The 14,787-nt window shown below is 45.8% G+C and carries 7 protein-coding genes; 6 read left to right on the top strand and 1 reads right to left on the bottom strand.

Features of this window, described 5'->3' with window-relative positions:
• Window positions 1-105: 105 nt before the first annotated feature.
• The 5 genes from GVN20_RS13805 (at window position 106) to GVN20_RS13785 (ending at window position 10,890) form a co-directional block, all read left to right on the top strand.
• On the top strand, window positions 106-3,090 hold the full coding sequence (locus GVN20_RS13805) for a histidine kinase (RefSeq protein ID WP_166558901.1): 2,985 nt from the start codon (window positions 106-108) through the stop codon (window positions 3,088-3,090).
• Window positions 3,091-3,102: 12 nt separating this feature from the next.
• Window positions 3,103-3,987 carry a LytTR family DNA-binding domain-containing protein gene (locus GVN20_RS13800; protein WP_166558900.1) on the top strand — a complete coding sequence of 295 codons (885 nt, stop codon included), beginning with the start codon at window positions 3,103-3,105 and terminating at the stop codon, window positions 3,985-3,987.
• Window positions 3,988-4,116: 129 nt separating this feature from the next.
• Window positions 4,117-4,416 (top strand): LytTR family DNA-binding domain-containing protein, encoded by a 300-nt coding sequence (locus GVN20_RS13795; RefSeq protein ID WP_166558899.1) that lies wholly within the window; start codon window positions 4,117-4,119, stop codon window positions 4,414-4,416.
• Between the two features lie 38 nt (window positions 4,417-4,454).
• Complete coding sequence (locus GVN20_RS13790; RefSeq protein ID WP_166558898.1) at window positions 4,455-9,104, top strand: RHS repeat domain-containing protein; 4,650 nt, start codon at window positions 4,455-4,457, stop codon at window positions 9,102-9,104.
• Between the two features lie 244 nt (window positions 9,105-9,348).
• Window positions 9,349-10,890, top strand: coding sequence for a LamG-like jellyroll fold domain-containing protein (locus GVN20_RS13785; RefSeq protein WP_166558897.1), 1,542 nt, complete (start codon window positions 9,349-9,351; stop codon window positions 10,888-10,890).
• Window positions 10,891-10,999: 109 nt separating this feature from the next.
• Here GVN20_RS13785 and rlmD read toward each other — a convergent pair whose 3' ends face one another.
• Entirely contained in the window at window positions 11,000-12,412 is a 1,413-nt protein-coding gene (rlmD, locus tag GVN20_RS13780) for a 23S rRNA (uracil(1939)-C(5))-methyltransferase RlmD (RefSeq protein ID WP_166558896.1), read from the bottom strand.
• A gap of 139 nt (window positions 12,413-12,551) precedes the next feature.
• Between rlmD and GVN20_RS13775 the strand changes: the two genes are divergently transcribed.
• Entirely contained in the window at window positions 12,552-14,783 is a 2,232-nt protein-coding gene (locus GVN20_RS13775; RefSeq protein WP_166558895.1) for a gliding motility-associated C-terminal domain-containing protein, read from the top strand.
• Window positions 14,784-14,787 lie beyond the last annotated feature (4 nt).

The following is a 14,787-nucleotide window of genomic DNA, read 5'->3' as shown; positions in this document are numbered from 1 at the left end:
AATCGCCTCATTTCTACCAATGGTTTGAAAAAACAACCAAAATCAGAAAAATCTGAGCCGTTTTGTGGGAGAAATTACTAACATCGCAGCCTAAATGCCAACTTGATGAAGCATCTGTTTTATGTTTTAAGGTTGATTTTGTGGCTGATAACCCCAAGAGTCGTTGCCCAGCAATACCCTGTCTTGAAATACACCACCCAAGACGGCTTGGTACAAAACCAAGTGCTGACCGTACTCAAAGACAGTCGTGGCTACGTGTGGTGTGGCACTTGGTACGGAGCCAGTAAGTTCAATGGCGAAACATTTGAAAACTTTACCAAAAAAGAAGGACTTTGGAATGGAGAAGTAACGGATATTCAAGAAGATAAAAAAGGCAACATTTGGTTTTTAACAGGAGGAGGAATCATTGCTTGTTTTGATGGGCGGACTTTCAAAAAATACCAAGCGCCTTACACCTTCGGAAACTTAATTTTCACCAAGCAAAACAAAATACAAGTAGCCGCACAAGGGGCCTTGCTCGAAGTACAAGGCGATACTTTACTGACCGTTGCCTGGGTAAAAAAACTCAAAGAGAACATCTTAGGATACGCCTATCATGCTGCTAGCGATAGCTATCTTCTACAAAACCACACCCACATTTACAGTTACCAAAAAGGTAAAATCAGCACGATTGGAAAAAGTTTGGGTATGATGGTGCAAATCCACGGGGATGTTCATCTGATAAAAACCATCACACCCAACAATACTGAACGCTATATATGGAATGGCAAGGCACTGGTCCCCTATCTAAGGTTAACGCCAAACACATTACAGGTACTCAAAGTGCTGCCTTATGATTTTGTATTTACCCACCAAGACCAACTCTACTACCTACCCGCCAACAGCAACACTCCCAAGTCGCTGGGTAAGAACCCGCCCATGTCGGGGCATGACCAGTTTTTGAACCAATCAGCCTCTTCGATACTGTGGTTACCTACCGAAAAAGGTTTATGGGGATTAGTTCGCAACGGTTTCAAACACTTCACAACCGAGCAAGTGCCTTACGCTTGGACGGTTGTGGAACAGGCCAACGGGAAGTTTTTGATTGGTAACTATAGGGTATCATTGCAAGAATTTGATGGCAAAGAATTGACTGATTTACCCAAAAATTACGTAACGGTCTCCAATCGTTACAGTCAGCAACATCGGATTTCTTTACCAATATTTCCTGACCAGTGGTACTACCGCGCCCTACGCGACCAATCGGGGGCATGTTGGCTTCCCGAAGCCGAGGGCGTGTATCGTTATGCTAATGGACAATGGCAGTATTTCAGACCTACCAAGCGCAACCCGATGGCGTTCTGTTTGGCCGAAGACAAAAATCGTCGTAAAATAGTCGCGGCTGGTGATCAGTATTTTTACACCATCGAAACCCAACCGCCCTACCGTACCGATTCAATAAGAGGCAAAGCCCCCCTTTTTGACCACCTCATTATGTGTAATGCCGTAGCCCCCAACAGCGACTATTGGTTTGCGGGTTTGGGCATCGAACGCTACGACCCCGACACCCGACAATATAAATCTTACACCAAAGATAACGGTAAACTCCCTACCAGAGGAATTGCTGTACTGTATTTTGACTGGAAAGGCACGCTTTGGGCGGGAGGCCATGAGATACTATGCCGCTACAACGCCCAAAAAGACAACTTTGAAGAGGTATTGCAAGGACAGTTTAACAAATACGTACAGTTGATAGAGCAAATTACCCCCACGCACCTGCTGGTGGGCGATATGCAAAACTTGCACGTGATAGACCTCAAACACCTTCACCAAAAAGGCAACGAGGTAGTAAAGACATTTAATCACCATAACGGCTTTTTGGGTTTAGAACCCGGCCAGTTGGGCAGCTATCGTGATTCGCGCGGGCATATCTGGCTCACGTCGTCCACGGTTTTGTCAGTACTCGACCCGCAGCAGTTAGATTTGCGGGTGCGCCCTATCCAAACCATCATCACCCAGGTCAATCAAGAACGCGTGCCATTTTCGGGCCAAATCGACCCAATACGTCTCCCTTTTGGCGAAAATAATGTCAGCATCAAAGTCGAATCATTGGGAGAGGACAAACCCTACCGCTCCCAGTTTAGCTTTCGTCTAAACTACAGCGACTCGTGGAGCCAATGGCAAGAAAGCCCTGTGGTTCATTTGGCTAATCTACCAGGTGGCACCCATAACTTGCAAATACGCTCGCGCATGGGTACACTTCAAGGCAGTACTTCGAGTATAGCTAAGGTTCAATTTGTGGTATCGCTGTACTTTTGGAAATCACCCAATTTCTTTTGGTATGCGAGCTTGATAGGAGCATTGTTGTCGGTACTCATTGGATTTTTATGGTGGCGTGACCGCAAAAAAAGCCGTAATCTGCTGGCTCAACAACGCCAAATCGAAGCCCGCGAGCGGCAGATGCGCCTGTTACAAGCCCAAACGATACAGTCGCAGATGAACCCGCACTTTACGTCCAATGCACTGTCGGCCATCCAAAAACTAGTACTCACCCAAGACACCGAGCGGGCCAATGACAACCTCATCAAAATGAGTCGCTTGACGCGGGCCTATTTAGAAGACTCGTTATTCAAGGAAACTACTGACTCCAATCCCTTCACTCGCGAGATTTCGTTGGAGCGCGAAGTAGAACTGCTTCGAATGTACGTTGACTTGATGCAGTTGCAGTACGAAGGGCGGTTTGAGTACGTGTTGGAGTTAAAAACCAGCCTTCACCCAGCTAATCACCGCCTGCCCCCCTTTTTAATTCAGCCTTTTGTCGAAAACGCCATTGTTCACGGACTGCTGCACAAATCTGAAAAAGGAACGCTACAAATCCACTTTTGGACACTTACCGACGAGACCCTCGTGTGCAAAGTAGAAGACGACGGCATAGGCCGTGAAGCCGCGGCTCAACTACAACCTGACAAACAACATCAGTCAGTTTCGACGAGTTTGACCCAAACTCGTATGGAACTGCTCAATCAGTTGGGTTATAAAATTGAGATTATCGTAGAAGATCTACAAAAAACTACTGGAACAGTGGTAACTATTCAGATTGGTTACGTCTAAACAATACTCCACATGCAAAACAGTGGCGAAATCATATCCCCAAACCAAGGCCGTATGCTGCGTACCGTTATTGTAGAAGATAACACTGCCGAGCTTGAAACCGTCTGTACGTTTTTGGCGCAACTGTGTCCGCAGGCACAGGTGGTAGGTATGGCTTCATCAGTGGACGATGGTACAGCGCTCATTGCCAACATGCGGCCTGATTTGCTCATTACCGACGTACAGATTTCGGGCGGAAGCTGCTATCATCTACTCGACAACCTGCGCCAAAACGGGTGTTTGGAGGGGTTGAGCATTATTTTTATGACGGGTCACCAGAATTTTCAAAACGCCACCCAAGCTTTCAAATACGCCGCTGTTGATTTTCTGGTAAAACCATTTAGTGGAGATGAACTCCAACAGGCCGTGCAGCAAGTAGCTCGTCAGCGTGAGCCATTGCAAAGCATGGCACAGTTGGATATGCTCCTCGACCTGTTGCGCACACCTACCCGCCCGTCGCGCGGGCGCCTAGCCGTTACCCTCCTCAAGGGTACAATTCAGATGGTATCGCTCGACGAGGTGCTGTATTTGGAGGCCAAAAGCAGCATGACCACTTTTTATTTCAAAGACCACAGCACAATCATTGCGAGCCGTAATCTGGGCCACTATACCGAAACGCTTTACACCGACGCGCGTTTTTTTACGGTGAGCAACTCCCTGCTCATCAACCTTGATTACCTCGACAACTACAACCACAGTGAGTTGGCTATCAAACTTCACCACACATCAAAAGCCTTGTACGCTTCACGCCAAGGCGGCCAACGCCTACGTCAATTTTTGACCCATCCCCCACAGCACCTCGCCCCACAATCTGGTGCACTAGTAGGTTTTTTCAAGAAATTGTTGGGGAGGGGGTAACAAGCTCCTCTTGCCATAAAAGCAGCTTTTTAAACCAATGGTTCGAAATTTGAACCATTGGTAGGACTTTCTCGACAAAATCTTGCGGGCATATAGTTATTTCAGCTACGATTTTAATACGCTAACACGATGAAAGTCCTCCCTCCACCCGCTTGGCCACTACGTGCCGACCCTTCCGTACCCATCCACAAGATCGTGTACTTCGAAGGTGCCAGCAACTACACAATCTTGCGCTTTGCCGACGGCACGAAAACAGTTTGTAGTAAAACCCTTAAACGCTTTGAGGAATGCCTCCCCGCAGAAGAGTTTGTGCGCATAAACAAGACTTACCTCATCCGCCGCGACTATATCCAGACCCACCTCTCCAAATCCGAAATCCTCCTCCAAAATGGGCTTAGGCTGAAAGTGGCGCGGAGGAGGAAGGTGTGAGGGGAAGAATAATAACTAAAATAAACCAAGTTTTCACTATGAAAAAACTAGGACTTCTCATCATTTTGACAATCAGCTGTGCGTGTTATGCACAAGATAAAAAGCGTCTCAGTACTTTCGCTGCATTAAGTACTTGTGAATCTCCAATCATAGGTTGTAACTTATTTTTTACGCTTCCAACTTCGCAGTTGGTATGCAGCAATACTTCTATTACATATCCTGGTCCTGTGGGGAATAACTGTGTAGATGGTACTACCAATACAAGTTGGGACTGTATTAGTACACGAAATAATCAAACGTGGTTTTATGTAAAAGCACTTACAACAGGAACATTACGCTTCAATTTTACCAATTCAGCCAATGTAGATGTGGACGGTATCATTTGGGGTCCATTGCCTAACAACGATTTTTCGCAGGCCTGCAATTTAACAACTCAAACACCATTGGCTTGTGATTATAACGGAGATGCCAATGTAGAGTTACCGTGTGTAACTCATAGCAGCCTCTGTGGAGGCACGGTTGTCAATTCGGGCATTTCTGTCCAAGCAGGACAAATTTTTATTATGTGTATTCTAAATTATGCGAATACAAATACCAACATTACCATCTCGCAACCCACAGGAGGTTCAGTACAATATTGCATGGCTCCACCAGTAACAGTAAATTGTACTTTCGCTGATTGTAATTCGACTACAAACTGTGGAGTAAACCCAACCATAACCCAACCCGCTATTGATTATCTGTGTCAGCAACAAATCATAAAAGGGTATACCCCCCAAAATGTTTCTGCCAACCGTATTTTAAGCCCTTCGACTGGTGCTTCTACCAACATTGCCCGCATTGATTTAGCCAAAATCACCACACTATCCCTTTTGGATTTGAACCAGCGTATAGCCTTCGCTAACAATCCAACCGGAAATACGTTTAATGCAGAAAAGTTTGATGTTCCTTTTGTAGATTTACAAACAGCAGCTTTCAACTCTGATTCGCTTCGCTATCCTAAGATTCTCTCTTACCTACAATATCAAGACGGACGTTCTCCTTTTGATAGAAATCGTACTTATTTTGAGCCTTTGAGTTATATCAGTAGAGGTGCTGTTTTGAAAGTTCTACTCGAAGCATGGAACATTGACGAAAATACCGGCACCAGCACATTACCATTTAGCGATGTCCCTACTACGCACGGCTATTACAAATACATCCAAAAGGCTTATAATTTGGGCATTGTTACGGGGGCGGGTGGTAGTTTTTTTCCCGATGCCAATTGCACCCGCGAAGATGCTTTCTTGATGCTCTACCGCATCATGACCTCGGCAAGTATCACAAAACCTACGCTTGCCCAAATCAATGCTGGGTTCTTCATTCCCAACACTTTCCGCCCCGACAATCTGGGCGTAGGCATTGGCAATGACAGAGGGAATTTTAACCACTACACCAAAACAAGTTTTGCCATTGATGGTACAGTGCCGTTGGTTTTTGCCCATAGTTACAATTCTTATACGACCGAATTGCCCGATTCGCTTTTTAACAATCCACTGGGGCGTGGTTGGACGCACTCTTTCAACTGCTACGTATTGGCTTATGGCGAATCCGCCGACCCCAATCGCAGAAGAATAGTGCATTATCCCGACGGAACTTTACACTATTACAAGGAAAATTCAAGCGGAACATGGGTGCCAGAAAGTATAGGTGTTTTTGATACAATGATACAGGGCAGTGGGTTTATAGAAATTACGACCCCGAGCAAAGTGGTGTATCGTTTTGAGACACAGGCAGGAAAAGCGGGAAAGTATATGCTCATCAAATCTATCAAAGACCGCAATAACAATACCCTCACATTTACCAACGAATTAGGGGATGGCCTCTACCCACGCCTAAAATCCGTAGCTGACCCTGCTGGGCGTACTCTGAATTTTTTGTATAAAACCTCTACCAATTGGCTAACGGAAGTAAATTTAAGTGGTGTCGGTGTGTTTAATGGTCGTAAAATCACTTTTGATTATCATATACCCATTGACGGCGATGGATATCCTGACTTAAAAGAATACAAAGAGCCAGACTTAAACGGGACACTCAAAACCACTACTTACGGGTATTTTACATACACCGACAGTACAGCCCACTTACTCAAAACCATCACCCTACCCAAAGGAAATGTCATAGACAATACCTACCAACAGCGGAAACTCACGAGCAGCCGCACCATGAACGGGGCAAACGTGGTACAAAAAATGGACGTAAACCTTACGCCCAACTACGCAGGTACGGTTTCCTCATCGAGTTCGGTTGTAAAAACAACGGATGAAAATGGTTTGCAGAAAACTACTAATTATAACCACAATACCAACGGCTTGCCTACACAAGTAACCACCACAGGCACCCAACCGCTTGACTTGGGAATGGACTACGGCAACTCCAACGACCCCACTGCGGTAACACGACTTATGCAAAATGGTACTGGCGTGAGGATTCAGTACTACTCTACGCCACCGTACAACGTGCAACTCATCAAAACTGCCAAAGCCGCAGGAGATAGTATTACTCAGTCGTTTACCTACAATGGCTTCAACGATGTACTGACCTCTACCAACGGGCGAGGATTTACGACCACATTTGAGTACAACGGCACAGGCAATTTGACCAAAATCACCGACCCATTAGGCAAAAACACCCTCATCTCTCGCCGTACCGATGGATTGGTCAATATCGTAACGACCCCTACGGGCATACAAACTACATTTGGGTACAACACTTATGGCAACCTGACCAGTACGAGCGTAGCCAATGGTGCTAATCCTGCAATTGCAACCTCGGCCCTTTATGATGCCCTCAGCCGACTGACCACTACCACCGACCCACGCTCTAAGCAAACCACCTACGAGTATTATGCCAATGACCTTTTGAAGAAAACCACCGCCCCCATGAGCGTGGCGACAAACTACAACTACGATGCCAACGACAATCTGACGACCATCACCAACGCTAAGGGATTTGCCACTACCATGAGTTATAATACACAGACCGACCAACTCATGAGCCGCTCGTTTGGCGGTAAGACCGAATCTTTTACCTACTACGATGATGGCTCGCTGAAAACCTATACCAACAAACATGGCAATGTATTTACGTTTACTTACGATGCCAGCGGACGGGTAAAAACCGATAGCTATGCCACTTACGATTATAACCCCGACGGCACACTCAACACCATCAGCAACACCTCAAACGGACGAAACTATATATTGGACTACGACTATGATTTGCTAAAACGGATCTCAAAAACAACACTCGACAGCAAAGCCGTACAGTACGCCTACGACAATAATAACAATCTGACCACGCTTACCTACCCCGACGGCAAAACCGTAACCTACGGTTACGACAACAACGACCGCCTCAGTACCGTAACCGATTGGGCAAACCGCACCACTACATACAGCTACGACGACGACGGCAAACTACTCAACTACACCCTACCCAACGGCATGAAGTGCATCTATACCTACGATGCCGCAGGGCGTATGACGGGTATGCGAAACGAAAAAACAGGGGCCGTGGTGCTGAACAGCTACACCTACGTATTGGATGCCGCAGGCAACCACCTCGAAGAAAACATCGTTGAGCTGTACTCGGCAGCAATAAGCCTAACGGCAGGCACAACCAACTACACCACCGACAACGCCAACCTACAAACGCAGGCGGGGAGCAATACTTACGGCTTTGATAACAACGGAGCCATCACGACCCAAGCAGGGCAAACCCTGACCTACGATACCCGTGATAACCTCCTGACAGGCTACGGCAACAGCTACTATTACGACGGCAACGAAACCCGCCGAGCCAAAATAGGCAAACGATACATCATCAACGAACTGACCAACAGCGTAATAGCCGAAACCGATGATGCAGGTACGTACCAATATTACTATGTATATGGCCCCACGGGCTTGCTTTACCGACAAAGTGTAGGAGGCACAACGGAGTTTTACCACTACGATTTTAGAGGCAGCACCATAGCCACCACCAATGCTACCCAAACGGTAGTACGCCAATACCAATACGATGCCTTTGGCAAAATACTACAACAAACCCCTACCACCGACGACAACCCATTTAGGTACGTAGGGCAGCACGGCGTACAGTACGAAAACGCCAACCTCTACTTTATGCGTGCCAGATACTACGACCCCACCACAGGCCGCTTTGTAAGCGAAGACCCCATTTGGGCGACTAATTTGTATCCGTATGCGGATAATAATCCTGTGATGAGAACAGATGCAAGTGGTTTGTTATCTGTCGTGTACAATGAAAAAAAAAATAGGTTTGATATAGAAATTACCTTAGCCGATAAAATAGGTTCATGGTTGGGAGGCGACGTTTATGATAGAATTAAAGAAACAAAAGAAGTTGTAAGCTTTCTAAATAAGAACTTAAAAGATATTCAAACTCAGGAAGAACGTGTCGCATACTTTTATGAGTTCATTGAAAATGTAGATACGTACTATGGCCCCTATGTTACTCCAGGAGTATTAAAATTGTTTAAAACCCCTGGCGTTCTTAAAGGTATAAATGCAATAATGGGGTATGATCCAGTTAAATTTTCAGAGGATGAAGAAGCCTATGAAAAATATCTTGAAAGTATAGATAATGCAGGAAGAGGAAGTTACAAAAATGTCAAAGTAAAATAATCTCTTTGCTTCCCCCGTTGTTCGAGATTTTTCGCCTTTCCTCCAGTTGTTCGGGATTTGTAATTTCGACCTCGGAGATAAAGGATTTGTAATCCTCAAAGGCAGGTTCAAAAATGAAAAGTGAATGCAAAAACCCAAACAGGTTCAATGGGCTTGTGGGTGTCGAGGGGGGAGTTTGAGGTTCTCTAAGATTTTGTCTCTTTTAAATTCCTTCTGTTAAAAAATTTTAAAATGAATTTTAATAATGAAAACATATATCATCATTTTGTTCATGGGCTTTTGGGTAGTTAATAGCTATGCCCAAACTCCCCAAAAAATAAGCTACGTCTATGATGACCTCAGCAGGTTGTCGTCGGTTACTTATCCCAATGGCACACAGGTAGTTTATACCTACGATGCTTTGGGCAATCGTCAAACACTGGTCATTACCAACGGAGCTTGTACGCCCCCTACCGCTCCTACCGTCCCCTCCGCCACCATCAACAGCGGCCAAACGGCGAGCCTCACAGCTTCGGGCTGTAGCGGCACGGTCAAATGGTACAACCAACAAACAAACGGTACGTTGCTCTTTACGGGCAACCCCTACACCACCTCAGCCCTCACAACTACTACCACTTATTATGCAAGCTGTACGGTCAACAACTGTGAAAGTAGTACGGGCAGTGGTACAGTAACGATAAGTGGAGGCTGTACGCCACCTGCAGTGCCAAATGTGCCGGCTACAAGTATTGGGATGGCTACAAGCGTTACGCTAAACTATACCAATGCTTGTGTAGGAGGAACAATCAAATGGTATGATGCACAAACAGGTGGCAACTTGTTAAATACTGGTGGAATCTATACTACACCCACGATTTATGCCACAACTTATTATTATATAAGTTGCACCGTCAATAGTTGTGAGAGTGCGAGGGGACAACTTACCATCAATTATACCCCATTACCATGCGTAGGGAATCAAAATTCATCTGGCAATTATGGAACCACCAATATACAAACCAATGGAACAATCACTACCACCGCTACAATTCTCTCAGGTGCAAGAACCAATTTTTTTGCAGGCCAATCGGTTACCCTTAATCCGGGGTTTAAAACTTCATCGGGTACTGTTTTTCGCGCCGAGATTCAAGCTTGTGTTTCGAACAACGGCCTCATTGCCTATTACCCATTCAATGGCAATGCCAATGACGAAAGTGGAAATTTGAATCACGGCATAGTCAATGGGGCAAGTTTAGGAACAGATAGATTTGGAAATACCAATAAAGCATATAGATTTACTGACGGCAATTTTATAAGAGTGCCTAATAGTGGCTCATTGAGTTTGCCAAATGCTTTCACAATTAGTATTTGGGCCAACATGCAATCTGCAACAGGACGAGATGGAAACGGAAGCCTTGTGCCCTATGGCAACCACACGATGATTGCCAAAAGCTGTGATACGGGAACGTTAAGTTGGGCTATTTCACCTCAGCCAAACGGCACATTTGTGTCAAACGTTTGGGCTGGCAATAACGGCGATTATCCTACGATACCATTTCAAATAAATACATGGAGATATTTGACTATTACCTATGATGGCATTGTATTAAAACAATTTGTGAATGGTAATTTAATTTCTTCGAAGGCCGTTTCTAATAACTTTATCGCTACCAACGCCAGTGATTTATATATTGGCAAGATGGGTTGTTGGAGCTATTTTTTCAATGGTTTTTTAGACGACATCCGCATCTACAACCGTGCCCTCACCAACGCAGAAGTGCAAAGTATTTATGCAATAGAGCGATAAAAGAGTGTAGGATTTCAACCTCAAAGCCTCACCCTGAACAGATGAGGCTTTGAGGAAGTCAGCGAATCAAAAACTCAGCAAGAGTAAAAATGTGATCTGATAGGTATGCCTACTTCTTCTCCAACAACACCACATTCTCCACGTGGTGCGTATGCGGAAACATATCGACGGGGCGTACGCGCTGTACGGTGTATTTCTCATCCAACCACGCCAAATCGCGCGCCTGCGTGGCAGAGTTACAACTTACGTACACGATTTTAGTCGGCTCCATGCGCAGTAGCGTGCGTACCACAGGCTCATCCATCCCTGCGCGTGGCGGGTCAGTAATGACGACATCAGGATGGCCATTTTGTGCTACAAATTCTTCGTTCAACACGTTTTTCATGTCGCCCGCATAAAAGCGCGTGTTCTCAATGCCATTGATGGCTGAATTTATTTTGGCATCTTCGATGGCCTCGGGCACGTACTCTACACCTATCACGGCTTTGGCCTGTCGCGCCACAAAATTGGCAATCGTTCCTGTACCCGTGTATAAGTCATAGACGTGCTCATTACCCGTCAATTGCGCAAAGTCACGTGCTATTTTGTACAATTCGTAGGCTTGGTCGGAGTTGGTTTGATAAAAAGATTTGGGACCAACCCTAAACGTCAGGCCTTCCATTTGTTCTTCAATGTACGGCTTACCCGCGTAAAGAATGGCCGTTTGGTCATAGTAAGAATCGTTACCTTTGGTATTGATGATGTATTGTAGCGAAGTGATTTGGGGGAAAGTTTCGGCCAGAAAGGCCATTGTCACATCAATATCTTCCTGATTCGGCTCCGCAAACTGCACAATCACCATCACGTCGCCCGTATTTGCGGTTCGGATAATGACATTACGTACAAAGCCGACATTGTGTTTTTGGTCATAAAAACGAAACCCTTTTGAAAGCGCAAACGTCCGCAGTTGGTTGCGAATATCGTTGGAAGGGTCGGGTTGAAGAAAGCATTTTTCAATGTTCAGAATCCGGTCAAAACGTTTGGGAATGTGAAAACCCAACGCATTTCGCTCAAGTTCAACACCTTGTGCAATTTCTTCGTTGGTAAACCAACGCAAATTAGAAAAAGTATATTCCAGTTTATTTCTATAAAAAGTGGTCTTCTCAGAGGGAAAAATTGGCTCAATTTCAGGCAATGGCACCTTGGCGATGCGGTGTAGGTGGTCGCTGACCTGCTGCCACTTAAATTGAAGTTGTTCTTTATAGCCAATATGCTGCCACTTGCAGCCTCCGCAAGTGCCGAAGTATTCACAAAACGGCTCCGCCCGCTTCTCCGACAATGAATGCGTTTTGATAACGCGGGCCTCGTAGAACTTTTTTTTCTTAAAACTTAGAATTTCAACATCAACTACATCTCCTGGAGCCACGTTGCCTTCCACAAAAACAACCGCGCCTTCCAGCTTTCCAATGCATTTTCCTTCGGATGCAAAATCTTCAATGAGTAAATTAGATACGACTTGTCTATTTTTTTTGTAATTTTTCATCCAATTTGATTCGTTACGTTATCCATAAATCTTTACATTGATTCCTTTCTACTCATCAAGCAAAGCAACGGTGTTTTTTTGCGTAAGAGTTTGAAACAATTCGGCAAAAATACAACGAGAAGTTAAGCCCTAAAACCTTATGAAAAAAATTCTACTTCGCGCATTGTGGATATTGGTGCTTTTTCCGCTCACTTCGTGGGCGTCGCATATTGTGGGAGGCGAAATTGAATTTTATCCAACCAACCGTTCTGCCAACCGTTTTTACATTGGGCTTAATTTTTATTTTGACCAAGCCAACGGTCGTACTGGGGCCGAAACCTCCACCGTGATTCTGTATTTTTACCGTAAATCAGACAATGCACCCATGGGTAATATTGAGCTTCCGCAAACTACCCGAAAGCTCATTAATTACACCAACCCCACGTGCAGCAATGCCAATACCGATTTAAGGACATTACTGCTCAGGTATTCTTCCGAAATCGTCATTAATACCCAAAATTTCAACGACCCCAAGGGCTATTACATCGTGTGGGAACGCTGTTGTCGCAATAGTATCATTACCAACATTACCAACCCCGCCAGCACGGGAGAGACTTTTTACACGGAGTTCCCCGCGTTGGTCCAAAATAATCTTCCCTACGTTAATTCATCGCCCAAGTTCGGGGAGCTAAAAGGGGATTATATTTGCCTGAATCGCCCTTTTGTCTTCGATTTCAGCGGTACCGATGCCGATGGCGACAGCCTCGTTTATTCTCTCTCTAAGCCATGGGCGGGGTACGCAGGCCCTAACAATCCCGAGCCTATTGCGCGCGGAGCCAGTAGCTACCCCGAAGTAAACTGGGCACCGGGCATCACCAACGAAAACATGATTCCTGGCCCACGACCGTTGACCATCAACCGCCAAACGGGCGTGCTGAGCGTCACCGCCGATAAAGCGGGGCTGTACGTATTTGCAGTACTGGTGGAAGAATACCGCAAAGGGGTAAAAATTGGCGCCACACGGCGGGAGTTTCAGCTGAAAGCCGTGGACTGTCCCCTCAACCGAACGCCCGTAGCCCTCTATCGCGAAACGGGCAAAAGAGCCTTTTACAAAGAAGGCGAGACCCTAACTATCAAAAAAGATCAGGCCAAATGCCTAGACATCATGCTGACCGACGGTGATCCCAACCAACGGCTGACCATCAAAACAGTTGGCATTAATTTTGACGATAAGTCGGTCGTAGCCAACCCTGTTTCATTCATTACTACTTCCGCAACAGATACCCTAAAAGCACAGATTTGTTTTGAAAAATGCGTGGAAAGCCGAAACAATCAACCCGTTATTTTGGAGGTGATTGTGAGCGATGACGGCTGTCCGCAACCCTTGACTGATACCTTACGAATTCGGGTTATTATCGAAGGTTCGACCAACAATAATCCCGACGTAACCACCGATTTGAGCAACAACCGCGCCACCATTCCGCAAGGTACCACCCTCAATTTCAAAGTAACGGGGATTGACCTCGACAATGATGATTTGGTCTTGGAAGCCAAAGGGCGGGACTTTCAGCTAGCGGCGGCGGGCATGACCTTTAACAACGCCACAGGCAAGGGAAGCGTAACGCAGCCTTTTACATGGACTCCACCTTGTACGGCCACTAATCGAGAGTATATCGTTGACTTTATCGTTACGGATGTGGCCTGCAACAAGCAAGTAAAAGATACCGTCAGTGTACGGCTACAATCCACCGCCAAGCCCAACAACGCCCCCGATGTATCGACGAGTTTGACGAGCCGACAGCCCATTGATGTGCCGCTCCCTTCCGTAGATGCCGCCGTCCTCGGGTTTGACGTGTTTGGTGATGACCTCGACAAGACCGACCAACTCAGGCTCTATGCCCAACCCAAAGGTTTTACGCTTGCCCAATACGGGATGAAGTTTAGTGATAAAACGGGCGCACCCCGCTTGGTTTCTCGCTTTGAATGGGAGCCTTCCTGCACCCAATACACTGAGCTGTCGGGCAAAGAATTAACCGTCAATTTCATTACCGAAGACAACAGTTGCGGCCCCGTAAAAACCGATACCGTAGCGGTAGTGTTACGATTTGGTGACTTGCCCAGCATTGAAAGTCTTGACAAAAACATTCCGAACGTAATTACCCCCAACAACGACGGCAAAAACGATTGTTTCTTTTTGGAAAGTCTTTCTGTCGCTACCTGCGGGCCACAGTTTTTGCAGGTTGATATTTACAGCCGATGGGGGAAACTTATTTTTACATCTACCGACCGCAAATTCAAATGGTGCGCCGAAGGAGTGCCTACGGGACAATATTATTACGGCCTGAAATTTACCGATCGTACCTTCAAAGGAACGATGACCGTTATTAAGTAAGGTT

The sequence above is a fragment of the Runella sp. CRIBMP genome, from assembly GCF_009905605.1.
Taxonomy (GTDB): Bacteria; Bacteroidota; Bacteroidia; order Cytophagales; family Spirosomataceae; genus Runella.
The sequence above is the reverse complement of the archived record's forward strand: the minus strand, read 5'-3'. Positions and strand labels throughout refer to the sequence as shown.

Bases quoted from the DNA above. Each gene is read 5' to 3' on its own strand.
- GVN20_RS13805 (WP_166558901.1), top strand. From the start codon at position 106: ATGAAGCATCTGTTTTATGTTTTAAGGTTGATTTTGTGGCTGATAACC.
- GVN20_RS13800 (WP_166558900.1), top strand. From the start codon at position 3,103: ATGCAAAACAGTGGCGAAATCATATCCCCAAACCAAGGCCGTATGCTG.
- GVN20_RS13795 (WP_166558899.1), top strand. From the start codon at position 4,117: ATGAAAGTCCTCCCTCCACCCGCTTGGCCACTACGTGCCGACCCTTCC.
- GVN20_RS13790 (WP_166558898.1), top strand. From the start codon at position 4,455: ATGAAAAAACTAGGACTTCTCATCATTTTGACAATCAGCTGTGCGTGT.
- GVN20_RS13785 (WP_166558897.1), top strand. From the start codon at position 9,349: ATGAAAACATATATCATCATTTTGTTCATGGGCTTTTGGGTAGTTAAT.
- rlmD (WP_166558896.1), bottom strand. From the start codon at position 12,412: ATGAAAAATTACAAAAAAAATAGACAAGTCGTATCTAATTTACTCATT.
- GVN20_RS13775 (WP_166558895.1), top strand. From the start codon at position 12,552: ATGAAAAAAATTCTACTTCGCGCATTGTGGATATTGGTGCTTTTTCCG.